13 protein-coding genes are annotated in these 14,783 nt (G+C 72.8%); 6 read left to right on the plus strand and 7 right to left on the minus strand.

Translation table 11 applies throughout. The annotated features are described in order from the left end of the window. Window positions 1-266 precede the first annotated feature (266 nt). Window positions 267-917 (plus strand): PhzF family phenazine biosynthesis protein, encoded by a 651-nt coding sequence (locus ACFVHO_RS39935; protein ID WP_385725459.1) that lies wholly within the window; start codon window positions 267-269, stop codon window positions 915-917. Between the two features lie 132 nt (window positions 918-1,049). Here ACFVHO_RS39935 and ACFVHO_RS39940 read toward each other — a convergent pair whose 3' ends face one another. After that, window positions 1,050-1,727, minus strand: a complete 678-nt coding sequence (locus ACFVHO_RS39940; RefSeq protein WP_385725447.1) for a heme oxygenase (biliverdin-producing) — start codon at window positions 1,725-1,727, stop codon at window positions 1,050-1,052. Window positions 1,728-1,970: 243 nt separating this feature from the next. Then, entirely contained in the window at window positions 1,971-2,828 is an 858-nt protein-coding gene (map, locus tag ACFVHO_RS39945) for a type I methionyl aminopeptidase (protein WP_385725448.1), read from the minus strand. A gap of 58 nt (window positions 2,829-2,886) precedes the next feature. On the opposite strand from map, the gene ACFVHO_RS39950 reads away from it, so the two are divergent. After that, window positions 2,887-3,114: a hypothetical protein gene (locus tag ACFVHO_RS39950; protein ID WP_385725449.1), complete on the plus strand. Its 228-nt coding sequence runs from the start codon at window positions 2,887-2,889 to the stop codon at window positions 3,112-3,114. Window positions 3,115-3,494: 380 nt separating this feature from the next. Here ACFVHO_RS39950 and ACFVHO_RS39955 read toward each other — a convergent pair whose 3' ends face one another. Together ACFVHO_RS39955 and ACFVHO_RS39960 are read right to left on the minus strand one after the other, a co-directional pair. Further along, window positions 3,495-4,766 (minus strand): MFS transporter, encoded by a 1,272-nt coding sequence (locus tag ACFVHO_RS39955; protein WP_385725450.1) that lies wholly within the window; start codon window positions 4,764-4,766, stop codon window positions 3,495-3,497. Window positions 4,767-4,980: 214 nt separating this feature from the next. Continuing rightward, entirely contained in the window at window positions 4,981-5,583 is a 603-nt protein-coding gene (locus ACFVHO_RS39960; RefSeq protein ID WP_385725451.1) for a hypothetical protein, read from the minus strand. A 79-nt stretch (window positions 5,584-5,662) separates the two neighbouring features. On the opposite strand from ACFVHO_RS39960, the gene ACFVHO_RS39965 reads away from it, so the two are divergent. The 3 genes from ACFVHO_RS39965 (at window position 5,663) to ACFVHO_RS39975 (ending at window position 7,809) form a co-directional block, all read left to right on the plus strand. After that, a complete protein-coding gene (locus tag ACFVHO_RS39965) occupies window positions 5,663-6,766 on the plus strand; it encodes an exo-alpha-sialidase (RefSeq protein WP_385725452.1) in 1,104 nt (367 codons plus the stop codon). A gap of 47 nt (window positions 6,767-6,813) precedes the next feature. Further along, window positions 6,814-7,518: an NADPH-dependent F420 reductase gene (npdG, locus tag ACFVHO_RS39970; RefSeq protein WP_385725453.1), complete on the plus strand. Its 705-nt coding sequence runs from the start codon at window positions 6,814-6,816 to the stop codon at window positions 7,516-7,518. A 93-nt stretch (window positions 7,519-7,611) separates the two neighbouring features. Beyond that, window positions 7,612-7,809: a hypothetical protein gene (locus ACFVHO_RS39975; protein WP_385725454.1), complete on the plus strand. Its 198-nt coding sequence runs from the start codon at window positions 7,612-7,614 to the stop codon at window positions 7,807-7,809. Here ACFVHO_RS39975 and ACFVHO_RS39980 read toward each other — a convergent pair. After that, entirely contained in the window at window positions 7,799-8,596 is a 798-nt protein-coding gene (locus tag ACFVHO_RS39980; RefSeq protein WP_385725455.1) for a site-2 protease family protein, read from the minus strand. The two genes, ACFVHO_RS39975 and ACFVHO_RS39980, sit on opposite strands and share 11 nt — an antisense overlap. 466 nt (window positions 8,597-9,062) lie before the next feature. On the opposite strand from ACFVHO_RS39980, the gene ACFVHO_RS39985 reads away from it, so the two are divergent. Then, window positions 9,063-12,632: a BTAD domain-containing putative transcriptional regulator gene (locus ACFVHO_RS39985; protein ID WP_385725456.1), complete on the plus strand. Its 3,570-nt coding sequence runs from the start codon at window positions 9,063-9,065 to the stop codon at window positions 12,630-12,632. 31 nt (window positions 12,633-12,663) lie between these two features. Here the strand turns inward: ACFVHO_RS39985 and ACFVHO_RS39990 are convergent, their stop codons facing one another. Continuing rightward, window positions 12,664-13,521 (minus strand): ABC transporter permease, encoded by an 858-nt coding sequence (locus tag ACFVHO_RS39990; RefSeq protein WP_385725457.1) that lies wholly within the window; start codon window positions 13,519-13,521, stop codon window positions 12,664-12,666. After that, complete coding sequence (locus ACFVHO_RS39995; RefSeq protein WP_385725458.1) at window positions 13,518-14,561, minus strand: ATP-binding cassette domain-containing protein; 1,044 nt, start codon at window positions 14,559-14,561, stop codon at window positions 13,518-13,520. The genes ACFVHO_RS39990 and ACFVHO_RS39995 overlap by 4 nt, the downstream gene beginning before the upstream one ends. Window positions 14,562-14,783: the final 222 nt, after the last annotated feature.

The raw sequence follows: 14,783 nt of genomic DNA on the forward strand, positions 1-14,783 counted from the left end.
ACCCGGCGCTTGGCGCGCCGGGTGCCCGCCGTCGGGCGTGGGTGCGCGGGTGAGGGACATGGGGCACGTGATGCTTCAATGCCCGGGTGAACGCAGCGAACGAACACGGCACGCGCGAGCCGCACGGCGCGCCGGACGGGCCGGATGGACCGGATAGGCCGGGCAGGCTGGGCAGGCCGGACAGGCCGGAGGCGCGGGATGTGACGGACGCGTGGGGCGGGCCGGACACGCGGGACACGGCGGGCGTGCCGGACGTGCACGACGGCATCGACGTCCTGCGGGTCTTCTGCGCCCCGGACGGCCGGTACGGCAATGAGCTGGGCGTCGTACGGGACGGCTCACGGGTGCCCGAGCGGGTGGACCGGCAGGCGCTCGCCGCCAAACTCGGCTTCAGCGAGACGGTGTTCGTCGACGACCCCGAGCGCGGGGCCATCGACATCTACACACCCTCGACGCGGCTGCCGTTCGCCGGATACCCGTGCGTCGGCGCGGCGTGGCTGCTCGACGTGCCCGAGATCGTCACCGCCGCCGGGGTCGTCGAGGCCCACCAGGACGGCGAGTTCAGCTGGATCGTGGCGCGGGCCGACTGGGCGCCGGAGCGGACCCTGCGGCGGTACGCGTCGGCGGCCGAGGTGGAGGCGCTCGCCGTGCCGCCCGCGGGGGAGTGGATCTACGCGTGGGCGTGGGAGGACGAGGCGGCGGGGCGCGTACGCGCGCGGGGCTTTCCCGGGCGGGGCGACGGCATCACCGAGGACGAGGCCACCGGGGCGGCGGCGCTGCTGCTCACCCGCGAACTCGGCCGCGCCCTGAACATCACCCAGGGCCGCGGCTCCCAACTGCTCACGGCCCCGGGCCCCGACGACTTCATCGAACTGGGCGGCCGGGTGGCGTTCCCTCGGCAGCCGAGCTTGGTGTGACGCGCACGGCTGCATTCGGTGGACGAGTGAGGGGAGCCCGTCGTGGGGGTCCCCCCTGCTCCTTCAGAGCTCGGGGGAGTTCGAGGACGAGCGCGCAGCGCGATCGGCGTCCACCGACGTGAGGGCAGGCGGTCAGGCCGACAGCGGGAACTCGTCCCCCAGCTCCCGGAAGACCGCCGTGTTCAGGGCGAACGCCCGCTTGCACTCGTCCACGATGCGCTGCTTCTCCAGCTCGTCCGGCACGACCACGTCGAGGCCGTCGAGCAGTTCGCGGTAACTCCGCTTGAACGCGGCGGGGTTGGCGATGCCCTCGAAGACGTAGAACCGGACGCCGTCGCCCTTGCGGTCGAAGCCCCAGGTCTTCTCGGCCTTGCCGCGGATGATCTGCCCGCCGGACAGGTCCCCCAGATAGCGCGTGTAGTGATGGGCGACATAACCGCCCGGCCAGGTGCGCGCGCACTCCTCGACCCGCGCCGCGTACGCCGCCGTGGCGGGCAGGGCCGTGAGGCCCGCGCGCCAGTCGGCGCCCCGCAGATGCGCGAGGTCCCGCTCCAGCTCGGCCACCCGGGCCAGCTCGGGCCGTATGAACGGTCCGGCCACCGGGTCGTCGCCGAGGGTCGCGGCGCCGTCCTCCAGCGCTCGGTACACGAACCACAGCTGTTCCGTGTACCGCGCGTACGCGCTCACGTCCAGGCGGCCGCCGAGCAGGTCGCCCATGAACGTCGACGACTCCGCCTCGGTGTGCTGTTCGTGGGACGCGGTGCGGATGAGCGTCGAGAACGTGGGGGGCTGAGTGATCGCCGTGTCCATGGGACCTCCGGAACCGAAGAAGGGCGGGAATGCGGTGTGGCCAGGACCGATCATCCAAGGTTAGGCTTACCTAAGTCAACTGGTTCCCGACATCCTGTCGGTAAAAACGGTACCCCGTTCCCCGTCGGGGATGCGTAAACGATCAGAAAAAGGGGCCGCCCCGGGCGGCCCAGAACAATCTGGTCCGGCCCGGGGCGGCCCCGGCTTCGGCTCTCGGTGACGCGCACGGTCACCCGCGCACGGTCACGGCAGCGTGAGGATCTCCGCGCCGGTCTCCGTCACCACCAGCGTGTGCTCGAACTGCGCCGTCCGCCTGCGGTCCTTGGTCACCACGGTCCAGCCGTCGTCCCACATGTCGTACTCGTGCGTGCCGAGCGTCAGCATCGGCTCGATCGTGAACGTCATGCCGGGCTGGATGACCGTCGTCGCGTGCGGGCTGTCGTAGTGCGGGACGATCAGGCCGGAGTGGAACGACGAGTTGATGCCGTGGCCCGTGAAGTCGCGCACGACGCCGTAGCCGAAGCGCTTGGCGTACGACTCGATGACCCGGCCGATGATGTTGATCTGGCGGCCCGGCTTGACCGCCTTGATGGCGCGGTTCAGGGACTCCTGGGTGCGCTCGACGAGCAGCCGCGACTCCTCGTCCACGTCGCCGACGAGGTACGTCGCGTTGTTGTCGCCGTGCACGCCGCCGATGTAAGCCGTCACGTCCAGGTTGATGATGTCGCCGTCCTTCAGGACGGTGGAGTCGGGGATGCCGTGGCAGATGACCTCGTTGACGGACGAGCACAGGGACTTCGGGAAGCCGCGGTAGCCGAGCGTCGACGGGTAGGCGCCGTGGTCGCACATGTACGCGTGCGCGATGCGGTCCAGCTCGTCGGTGGTCACGCCGGGCGCGATCGCCTTCGCGGCCTCCGCCATCGCGCGCGCGGCGATGCGGCCCGCGGTCCGCATCAGCTCGACGGTCTCCGGGGTCTGCACCTCCGGTCCGCTGTACGGAGTCGGCGCGGGCTTGCCGACGTACTCCGGGCGCCTGATGTTTCCGGGCACGGGGCGGGTGGGAGAGAGCTCCCCTGGTACGAGCAGTGACTGGCCAGACATGCCAGCGAGTCTAACGAGCGCCCGTGGGGCAGCATGGCGGGAGAGAGAGGAGCCGGACATGGCCCTGTTCAAGAAGCGGACCGTCGGCAAGCCGGGTGAGTGGTACTACTGCCTGGAGCACAAGAAGGTCGAGGAGGGGCCGGAGTGCCCCGGCAAGGACCGCTTCGGTCCCTATGCCTCCCGGGAGGAGGCCGTCCGCGCGATGGAGACCGCCGCTGAGCGGAACCTCGAATGGGACACCGATCCTCGGTGGCACGATTCCGCTGCGCGGGGCGAGGAGGACTAGGTTCGCCTGCGGCGCGCTGGGCGGTTCCCTGTCCCGCCGCTGCCGCGGCGGGATATCACCCACCCTCCCCCAAGCTCTTAAAGAGCAGGGGGGACCCCCATCCCGTTTCCACTCGACCGCACAGTGAACGCCGCCTGCGGGGGTTGGCCGCCGTCGGCGGGTGCGGGATGTAGAGTCCGCTGCCGCTGCGAGTGTGGGCCGAGTTGTGCCTGCTGTCAGCGCTGTGAGAGTGGGCGAGGTGACTTCTGCCGTTTCCGCTGTGGGCAGTCGTGCCGCAGGGCGGCACGGGTGGGCACAGCCCCCGGCCGACGGTGCCGGTCAGTCGGGGTGCGCGATGTCCCCGGCTGGGGCTGCCGGAATGCCGGGGTGCCCCAGCCGACCTAGGCCGCCGCTTCCGCGGCCTCCCTGCGGCGGCGGGCGTCGGTGTCCGTCGAGGCGTCGTACCGCAGGAGGGACGGCATCGCGGCGGCCAGCGCGCCCACCGCGCCGACGCAGACGAGGCCGCCGGACCAGATCGCCGGGCGTGTGCCGGACCAGCCCGCCGCGGCGCCCGCGCGGACCTGGCCGAGCTGGGGGCCGACGCTGTAGGACAGGACCTCGATCCCGGCGAGACGCCCCCGCAGCTCGTCGGGGATCGTCTGGTTCCAGATGGTGGAGCGGGCCAGGCCGCTCAGCATGTCGCCCGCCCCCGCCAGCGCCAGGCAGACCAGCACCAGCCACACATTGCCGAGGACCCCGGCCAGGGTGATGGCGAGCCCCCACCCGGCGGCCCCGCACACGACGAGCACCCCGTGCCGCCGCACCCGCGACGTCCACCCGCTGGTGAGGCTGAGGAGGAGCGACCCGACGGCCCCGGCGGCGTACATCAGCCCGAGCGACCACTCGGCGTCCAGATCGTCCGCGAGGAACGGGAAGATCGTGTTCGGGAAGGCGAACAGCATCGCGACCCCGTCGATGGCGTACGTACCGAGCAGCACAGGCCGCGACCACGCGTACCGCGCCCCCTCCGCGAGCCCCCGAAGGGACGGCTTCTGCGCCCCGTGCGTGGCGGGCGCGGGCGAGAGCCGGGTGCACAGCAGCACCGAGACGGCGAAGCCGACGACGGTCACCGCGTACGCCGACGCGTGCCCGGCGTAGGCGACGACGACACCCGCGAGCGCGGGACCGGCGATCGCGCCGACGTTCCAGCGCAGCGAGTTCAGCGCGGCGGCGGCCGTGAGCTGGTCGTGCGGCACGATCTTGGCCATGAGCGAGTCGAGGGCGGGCCGCTGGAGCCCGGCGAGGCCCGAGACACCGGCCGCGACGACGTACAGCGGCCACAGCATCGGCTCGGGCAGCAACGCGTTCACGAACAGCACGAGCGCGAGCAGGCCGAGCGCCGCCTCGGTCAGCAGGATCACCTTGCGCCGGTCCACCGCGTCGGCGAGCGCCCCGCCGTACAGTCCGCAGACGATGAGCGGAATCAGCTCGACGGCCCCCATCGCGCCGACGGCGAGCGGCGAGTCGGTGAGGTGCTTGATCTGGAGCGGCAGGGCGATCATCGCCATGAAGCTGCCGAAGTAGGTGACCAGACCCTGCACCCAGAGGAGCCGGAAGTCGCGGGTGGAGTGCCAGGGGGAGAGGTCGGGCAGGATCGCGGCGAAACGTTTCACAAGGGGTCATGCTCAGCGGGGGAGCACACACGGCGCAAACGAATTGTTCCGGGGCGGGAGCCGGGTTGGAGTCCGGGTGGAGTCGGGACGGAGCTCTGGCCAGAGGGCAGGGCGCAGCCGCAGTCGCCGATGGCGGGCAAGCCCCGCGGGAGACGTTCACTGTTTGGTCGGGTGGAAACGGGTGGGCGGGGTCGTTCAGCCTGGCGCCGCCGCGCTACCACCGTGCGGGCGGCGGCGCCGTCAGCTGGTCCGCGAGTCGCGAGAGCCGGTCGCGGACCCGGCGCCGCCCCCGCGGCGCGGGCAGACTGTTCTCGCCCGCCGCCGCGCTCACCAGGTGCTGGACGGTGTCCAGATCGAGGCCCGCCGCCTCCGGCACCGTCAGCGACTCGTGGGCGAGCGCGCCCAGATCGCCGTCGCGCTCCCCGAGCGCGAACACCGTCGCGCCCGCCCTGCGCGCGTCATGCACCCGCGAGAGCAGCCCCGCCGGAGGCGCGGTGGGCGCCACCACGAGCAGCGTCTCGCCCCGCCGCGCCGCCTCGATGCGGCCGAGGCCCACCGAGAGCTGCGCGGGCGCGTCCGGCCGCGGCCGGTGCCGCACGAGCGTGGGCGTCAGCTCCGGCGTGCCGGACCAGGCGGCCTCGTCCACGAGGTGCGCGGCCAGGTGCCACGGCTCGTACTCCCGTGTGCCCACGAGCAGCAGGCCGCCGCCGTGCGGCACGACGCTGGCGCGCAGCGCGCCCGCGAAGCGGCGGGTCGCACCCGGCCATTCGGTCCCGGCGAGAACTTCGCGCAGCAGCGCGACGCGTACGGCGTCCATGGGGGCGCATACTGCCTCAACAGGAGATTCGTCAGCGGGAATTCACCGCGAATTCCCCCACGTTGGGGAAGGGGCACGGATGCCAGTGGAGACAGCTGAGACAACCGGGACCGTCGAGACGTCCGTTCCCTTCCGCGCGGGACGCGAGGGGTACGCGAGCTTCCGGATCCCCGCCGTGGTCGTGACCGAGGCCGGCACGGTCCTCGCCTTCTGCGAGGGCCGGGTCGGCTCGCAGGAGGACTTCGGGAACATCGACGTGGTCCTGAAACGGTCCGTGGACGGCGGCCGCACCTGGGGCCCGCTCCAGGTCGTCGGCGCCAACGGCACCGACCTCGCCGGGAACCCGGCCCCCGTCGTCCTCGACACCGGGCGGATCCTCCTCGTGCACGTCAGGAACGCCGCCGCGGCCACCGAGGACGCCATCCGGCGCGGCCAGGTGAGCGCCGCCGACGGCCGTCGCGTCTGGGTGCGGCACAGCGACGACGACGGCCTCACCTGGTCCGCGCCGCGCGAGATCACCAAGCAGACGAAGAAGACCACCTGGCGCTGGTACGCGACCACGCCCGGCCACGCCATCCAGCTGAGGAGCGGCCGCGTCGTCGTCCCCGCCAACCACTCGCTGCCGCCCACCGGCACGGACAACGGCACCGAGGGCAAGTACAACGGCGGGCACTGCCTGCTCAGCGACGACCGGGGCCAGAACTGGCGCATCGGATACATCGACGACAACCCCAACGGCTACATCAACGTCAACGAGACCACCGCCGCCGAACTCCCCGACGGCCGCGTCTACTTCAACACCCGCAACGACTCACCGGCCCCCGGCACCCGCGCCGACGCCCACTCCCACGACGGCGGCCAGAGCCTCGTCAAGCCGTTCCGCCCCCAGTCCTGCCTCACCGGTCCCGTCGTCGAGGCCAGCGTCCTGCAGCTCCTCGACCCCGACCTGCTGCTCTGCTCCGGGCCCGCCGACCCCGGCTTCCGCGCCCAGATGAGCATCCGCAAGAGCCACGACGGCGGTACCACCTGGCACCCCGCCCACACCGTCGACGGGCTGCCCGCCGGGTACTCCGACCTCGTCCGCCTCGACGAGGACACGGTCGGGCTCCTGTACGAGACGGGCGACTTCAGCGCGTACGAGACGATCGCCTTCCGGCGGGTGCCGCTGCACTGGTTGGACTGAGCGCGGTCGGTCGGGGCGGGCGCCCGGCACGGACGTAAGGTCTGACCATGACTTCCACGGAAAGTGTGCAGAAGGCGCCCGCCAAGGACCCCTGGGACCTGCCCGACGTGTCGGGGCTCGTCGTGGGCGTGCTCGGCGGCACCGGCGACCAGGGCCGCGGGCTCGCCTACCGCCTGGCCCGTGCGGGCCAGAAGGTGATCATCGGTTCGCGCGCCGCGGAGCGCGCCGCCGCCGCGGCCGCCGAACTCGGCCTCGGCGTGGAGGGCCTGGACAACGCGGAGTGCGCGCGGCGCAGCGACATCGTCATCGTCGCCGTGCCGTGGGACGGGCACGCCAAGACCCTCCAAGCGCTGCGCACGGAGCTCGCGGGCAAGCTCGTCGTCGACTGCGTCAACCCGCTCGGCTTCGACAAGAAGGGCGCGTACGCCCTGAAGCCCGAGGAGGGCAGCGCCGCCGAGCAGGCCGCCGCGCTCCTTCCCGACTCGCGCGTCACCGCCGCCTTCCACCACCTGTCGGCCGTGCTCCTCCAGGACGAGTCCATCGAGGAGATCGACACGGATGTGATGGTGCTCGGCGAGAGCCGCGCCGACACCGACGTCGTGCAGGCCCTCGCCGGGCGCATCCCCGGCATGCGCGGCGTCTTCGCCGGGCGGCTGCGCAACGCCCATCAGGTGGAGTCCCTGGTCGCCAACCTGATCTCGGTCAACCGGCGGTACAAGGCGCACGCGGGGCTGCGCGTCACCGACGTGTAGTCGGCATCTGGTCACCGCGTTCCTGCGCGCGCGGGGCATGGGGGACACTGGTGCGGTACGTCCGCCGGATCGCCGCACCAGGAGCCGCACCCCATGCCCCGCCTAGCCCTGTACGCCCTCGTCGTCTGCGTCCTGTCCGTCGCCGCCGCCGTGGTCTCCTTCGCGCAGGGCAGCCTGCTCGGCATCGTGTGGGTGCTGATCGCCGGACTCTCGTCCAACATGACCTGGTACTACGCCCGCCGGGCCAAGGCGCTGCGGCAGCGCGATGAGGCGGCCTCCGCTAACCGTTGATGACGGGGATGTCCGGGGTGCCCTGCCAGAAGCGGTACAGGCGCTGGCCCCAGTAGGTGTCCCAGTCGGTGACGCCGAGGCCGCGCAGGATCGCGTCCACCGCGTCGAAGAACACGTCGTTGACCTCCGGGATCCACAGGATGCCGAAGACCGCGAGCAGCCCGAACGGCGCGAACGGCTCCACCTGGCGGCGGATGTTGTACGACAGCCACGGCTCGATCACTCCGTAGCCGTCCAGGCCCGGGATCGGCAGGAAGTTCAGGATCGCCGCCGTCACCTGCAGCAGGGCCAGGAACCCGAGCGCGTACCGGAACGTGTCCGGCACGCCGTCCAGGGCGTCCAGCCAGAACGGCGCGGTGCAGACCACCGCGAACAGGACGTTCGTCAGCGGGCCCGCCGCCGAGATCAGGCTGTGCCGCCACCTGCCCTGGATACGGCCCCGCTCGATGAACACGGCGCCGCCGGGCAGGCCGATTCCGCCCATGATCACGAACAGTACGGGCAGGACGATGCTGAGCAGTGCGTGCGTGTACTTGAGCGGGTTGAGGGTCAGATAGCCCTTCGCGCCGATGGAGATGTCGCCGCTGTGCAGGGCGGTGCGGGCGTGGGCGTACTCGTGCAGGCACAGCGAGACGATCCACGCGGCCGTCACGAAGAGGAACACGGCGAAGCCCGGATTGTCCGCGAATCCGGTCCAGGCCGCCCAGCCCGAGGCCGCGGCGACCGCCGCGATCCCTACGAAGACGGGGCTGACCCGGCGGTCGCTCCGGGTGGGGGCGGTGGTCATGGTGCTCCTTCGGCTTCGGCTTCGTCTTCGGCTTCGTCTTCGTCTTCGTCTTCGTCTGCGGAACGGGGTGCCGTTGCTGGTGGAGGCTACCTGTCCGGGGCCGCTGTCAGGGGGTTGCGGTCCTTCGCCTCTCCTTCGGTTGTGGGGCGGGGCCGCGCCGGTATGTCCGTGCTCGCGTGTGTGGCCTGGTACGCGTTGTGTGTACGTCCGTCGTGGTCGTCCGAGCTGCGCGCGGACATACCGGCACGTCCCCTCCGGTTCGGATGGCGGCGATCGGTCCGGTGGGGGCCTGGCGTCCGGCTTTCGGTCCGGTGGGGTGCGGTCACTTCCAGCTGCCGCCCCCCCGCTGTGGGCAGCTGGGCCGCCAGGGGCGGCACGGGTGGGCACAGCCCCCGGCCGACGGTGCCTGTGATGTGGGCGTGCGGTCGGTGCGTGTGGGGTGCCGGGGGGCCTGCCCGGGAGGGGGATGGGTCGGGGTGGGGTGTGGGCGGGGGACAATGGGTGGGTGCGTTATCGCGTTCTCGGCGTGACCCGGGCCCTGCGCCCCGACGGCACCACCATGCCCGTCGGCGGCCCCCGCCTGCGCGCACTCCTCGCGGCACTCGCCCTCCGCCCGGGCCGAGGCATCCCCACTCCCGTCCTCGTCGACCAGGTGTGGGGCGGCGCACCCCCGGCCGACGCCCCCGCCGCGCTGCAGGCCCTGGTCGGCCGGCTGCGGCGCGCGCTCGGCGCCGCCACGGTGGTCTCCGCCGACGGCGGCTACCAGCTGTGCGCCACCCCCGACGACATCGACGCCCACCGCTTCGAGCGCCTCGTCGGCGAAGGCACCCGCGCCCTCGCCGACGACGACCCGGCCAAGGCCGCCACCCTCCTCGACGACGCCCTCGGCCTCTGGCACGGCGACGCCTTCACCGACCTGCCCGACCACACGGCCGAAGCCGCCCGCTGGTCCGCCCGCCGACTCGACGCCCTGCGCGCCCGCTTCACCGCGGCCCTCGCCCTCGGCCAGGCCGAGTCCGCGCTGCCCGAACTCACCGCCCTGTGCGACGGCCACCCACTGGACGAGCCCCTCCAGGCACTGCGCCTGCGCGCCCTGCGGGACGTCGGCCGCGCGGCCGAGGCCCTGGCCGCGTACGAGGGCGTACGCCGCACCCTCGCGGACCGCCTCGGCGTCGATCCCGGCCCCGAACTGCGCACCCTGCACGGGGAGTTGATCCGGCCCACGGGGGGTGCGGTCGCGTCGGTCAGGGGCGTGGGCGGGGTCGGGGCCGTTGGAGAGGGGCGGGCGTCGGCCTCCGTGCCGCTCGCGGGAATCAGTTCCGGCGGCGTAGGTGTCGGCACGGACACGGACGGTTCGAGCCGCGGCGCGGGCTCCGACGGCGCCGTCGGCACGGACACCCCTGGCGCCCGCATCCGCCCCGCCCCGGGCAACCTCCGCGCCCGCCTCACCTCCTTCGTCGGGCGCACCGGAGACATCGACGCCATCCGGGACGACCTGAGCCGTGCGCGGCTCGTGACCCTGACCGGGCCCGGCGGCGCCGGCAAGACGCGGCTGTCGCAGGAGGCCGCGGAGACCGTGGCGGACGCGTCGCCGGACGGCGTGTGGCTCGCCGAACTCGCGCCCGTGGACGACCCGGACGACGTACCGGAAGCCGTCCTCACCGCCCTCGGCGCCCGCGAGTCGGTGCTGCGCGGCGCGGGCGCCGAAGAGCTGCGGGCCGCCGCCGAGCGCCACGCCGACGACCCCCTGGTGCGCCTCGCCGAGCACTGCGGCCCGCTCCGCATGCTCCTCGTCCTCGACAACTGCGAGCACGTCATCGACGCCGCCGCCCGCCTCGCGGAGCGGCTCCTCGCCGAGTGCCCGGGCCTCACCGTCCTCGCCACCAGCCGCGAACCCCTCGGCGTACCGGGCGAGTTGGTGCGCCCCGTCGAACCGCTCCCGGAACCCTTCGCCCTGCGTCTGCTCGCCGACCGCGGCGCCGCCGCCCGGCCCGGCTTCCGCATCGACGACGACGCCCGCGCCGCCGCCGAGATCTGCCACCGCCTGGACGGCCTGCCGCTCGCCATCGAACTCGCCGCGGCCCGGCTGCGGATGCTCACCCCCCGCCAGATCGCCGACCGCCTCGACGACCGCTTCCGGCTCCTCACCAGCGGCTCCCGCACCGTCCTTCCCCGCCAGCAGACCCTGCGCGCCGTCGTGGACTGGTCGTGGGACCTCCTCGACCACGCCGAGCGCGCCGTCCTGCGCCGCCTCTCCGTGTTCGCCGGCGGCTGCGACCTCGCGGCAGCCGAAGCCGTCTGCGCGGGAGCAGGGGGAGGGGTGGGAGGAGGGGAGTTTGTAGGGGAGTTGGTAGTGGGAGAGGGGGGAGGGGCGGCCGGTGGTGACGGCGTTGTCGGGCGCGTGGATCCCCGTGACATTCCCGGCGTCCTCGGCTCCCTCGTCGACAAGTCCCTCGTCGTCGCCGCCCCCGCCGCCCACGACGACGTGATGCGCTACCGGCTCCTGGAGACCGTCTCCGAGTACGCCGCCGAGCGGCTCGACGAGGCGGGCGAGCGGGCCGGGGTGACCCGGGCGCACCTCGTCCACTTCCGGGAGTTCGCCCGCGTCACCGACCCGGCGCTGCGTCGTCGCGGGCAGCGCGAGGCGATCGCGGCGTTCGAGGCGGAGTACGAGAACCTGCGCACCGCGCTGCGCCACGCCGTCGCCGCGCGCGACGAGCAGGAGGCGCTGTGCCTCGCCCTGTCCCTGTCGTGGTTCTGGCTGATCCGCGATCTGCGGCAGGAGGCGCGGAACTGGTCCCGGGAGGTGCTCGCGCTCGGCCCCGACCCGTTCGCGGGCCCCGTCACGCCTGCCGCGCCGCTGCACGGACGCTGCACGGACACCCCGCCCCCGTGGTCCGGTGAGCTCCTCCAGGAGGCGCGCCGCGGTGTGCACCTCATCCAGTTGTCCTGCATGGACATGGACCCGGTGGCCTGGCAGACCCCGGAGGCGGACCGGAAGCTGCGCGCGATCCGGGACACCTACAAGTCGGGCCTGCCGCAGACCTGCCGCAGCCCGGGCAACCTGTGGTTCTTCGCCGTCCTGATGACGGGGGACGTCGAGCGGCTGCACGACGTCATCGACACGACCGTCGCCGCCTGCCGCGAGCTCGGCCTCGACTGGGAGCTGGCGTCCGCACTCCAGCAGCGCGCCAACATCCTCGCCAACCGCGCCGACTGGGCGGGTGACGCCGTCAGCGACGCCGACGAGGCCCTGGCGATCTGCACCCGCATCGGTGACTCCTTCGGCGCGGCCGAGGCGCTGTCGTCGCGCGGCGAGGCCCATGAGCGGCGCGGCGAGTACCTGCTCGCGGCGGACGACTTCCAGACCGCCATAGGGCACGCGCAGGAAGTCGGCGCGTGGGCCCAGGTGTCACTGCTCACCGCCCGGCTCGGCACGGTGCTCATCGAGGCGGGCCAGGAGGAGCGCGGCGAGGCTTTGCTGCGGAAGGTGACCGACGACAGCGGCAGCCGGCTGAACGGTGCGCTGCCCGCCGCCCGGCTCTTCCTCGTCAGCGTGCTCGGCCGCACCGGCCGCGTTCGGGAGGCGCGCGAGCAACTGGTGCTGCTGCGCGATGAGTTCGCGGTCTTCGGCTTCGCCCTCTTCGAGGGTTTCCTGCTCGGCTCGCACGCCTGGCTCGACACTCTCGAAGGCCAGTACGAGCGTGCACTCGACAACGCCCTGGGGGCCGCGGCGAAGGCCGCCGAGCCGCTGGCGCAGACCGTCGCCCCGCAGATGCTCTCCCTCCACCTGGCGACCGCGGCCCGCGCGCTCGCCTGCCACGACGCCGACCGCGCGGCGGCCGCCGCCCGGCTGCTCGCGGTCGCCGACTCCCGGCTGCCGCCCGGCCACGTCCCCGTCGCCATCGAGCGGGAGGTCCGCGACGGCGCCGACCGGGCGGTCCGCGCGGCGCTCGGCGACGCGGGCTACGCCGCCGCGTACGCCGAAGGCGACGGCCTCTCCTGGGAGGAAGCCGTCGCCTCGGCGGGGCTGTGACCACGGGTCGCGCGCGGGCGCGACGTCCGCGTCACGTCTTGGTGCGGAACTTGTGGATCGCGATCGGCGCCATCACGCCGGTCAGGACCACCGACCAGATGAGCGTCACCCACACGTCGTGGGCGACCGGCAGGCCGCCGTTCATCAGGCCGCGGGCGGCGTCGGCGAGCGACGACAGCGGGTTGTAGTCCGTGAACGCCTGGAGCCAGCCGGGCATGGAGTTCGTCGGCGCGAAGATGGACGAGCCGAACTGCAGCGGCATCAGGACCAGGAAGCCCATGCCCTGGATGGCCTGGGCGCTCTTCATGACGACACCCATGGTGAGGAAGATCCACATCAGGCCCACGCCGAAGGCCATGGCCAGGCCGATGGACGCGATCAGACCCGGGATGCTCTCCACCGAGAAGCCGATGATCAGGGCCACGACCAGCAGGATCGCCGTGGCGACCAGCATCCGCAGGAGCTCGACGACGATCTTGGCGATCATCACCGAGGAGCGGCCGATGGGCAGCGACCGGAAGCGGTCCATCACACCGGTCTGGAAGTCCTGGTTGAAGCCGGTGCCCACACCCATGGCCATGTTCATCCCCATCATGGCCATCAGGCCGGGGATCACGTACTGCACGTACTCGTCGCGGCCGCCGCCGAGGGCCTGGCCCACGGAACCGCCGAAGACGTACACGAACAGCAGGGTGAAGACGATCGGCATCAGGACGGCGTCGAACATCGACTCCATGTCCTGCTTGATCCACAGCAGGTTGCGGCGGACCAGGGCGCTGGTGTGCCGCACGTGGGCGCGCAGGCCGATCCGGGTGTCCGGCTCGGCCTTGGGCGCGGGCCGATCCTGCGCGGGCGGCGCGGAGGGCGCCTTGACGGTGGTGGTGCTCATGCTGCGACCCCCTCGAGATCGGTGGCCTTCGTGGCCGCGGAGTCCAGCGACTCACCGGTCTTGTGACCGGTGAGGGACAGGAACACCTCGTCCAGGCTGGGCAGTTCGGTGGCGATGTCGGAGAGCGTGATGCCGCGCGCGGTGAGCGCGCCCACGACCGCCGTGAGCTGTTCGTCGCTGAGGATCGGCACCAGGACCGTGCCGCTCTCGGTGTCCACCGTGGTCGTGGCGAGGCCCGTGAGGCCCGCCTCGTCCAGGGCGGTGGCCGTGGGGTGCAGCTGCGCCGGGTCGGCCGGGCGGATGCGCAGGGTGCGGCCGCCGACCTTCGCCTTCAGCTCCTCGATGCCGCCGTTCGCGATGACCTTGCCGCGGTCGATGACCGTCAGCTCGCTGGCGAGCTGCTCGGCCTCTTCCATGTACTGCGTGGTCAGCAGGACGGTGACGCCGTCGCCGACCATGCGCTTGACCTCTTCCCAGACCTCGTTGCGCGTGCGCGGGTCCAGGCCGGTGGTCGGCTCGTCCAGGAACAGCACGGCCGGGCTGCCGATCATCGACGCCGCCAGGTCGAGACGGCGGCGCATGCCTCCGGAGTACGTCTTCGCGGGCCTGCGGGCGGCCTCGGTGAGCGAGAAGCGCTCGAGCAGGCCGTCGGCGCGCGAGCGGGACTCCTTGCGGGACAGGTCGAGCAGTCGCCCGATCATGTAGAGGTTGTCCCAGCCGGTCAGCTTCTCGTCCACCGACGCGTACTGACCGGTGAGGCCTATCACGCGGCGCAGCTGGCGCGGCTGGCGCAGCACGTCGTACCCGGCGACGAAGGCGCTGCCGGAGTCGGGGGTGATGAGCGTGGAGAGGCAGCGTACGAGTGTGGTCTTGCCGGCGCCGTTGGGTCCGAGGACGCCGAGGACCGTTCCCTCGCGGACGTCCACGTCGACGCCGTCCAGCGCCTTGGTCTCGCCGTAGTGCTTGACCAGCCCCCGTACCGAAACGGCGCTTCCCGCGCCGTCCGCTCCCCGTTGGGGCTTGTTGTCGATTTCTGTCATGCCGTACATGAGAGCAGGTGCCACCGACAAGCCACCGACAGCCGACCGACAGGAGCGGGAGCGGGGGGTGGCCGGGGGGCGGCCGCCCCCATGGACGGGTGCGGAGGAACCGCCGCGAAGCGGTGCGAGCCGCCCGCCAGGCGGGGTGGCGCGATATCGACGGCGGCAACCCGGACAGGCGGGGAGGAGGCGGGCAGCCCGCCGACGGGGGACGGTCGGCGG

Origin of the sequence: Streptomyces sp. NPDC127108 (genome assembly GCF_042677545.1) — a bacterium.
In the GTDB taxonomy this organism is placed as follows: Bacteria; Actinomycetota; Actinomycetes; order Streptomycetales; family Streptomycetaceae; genus Streptomyces.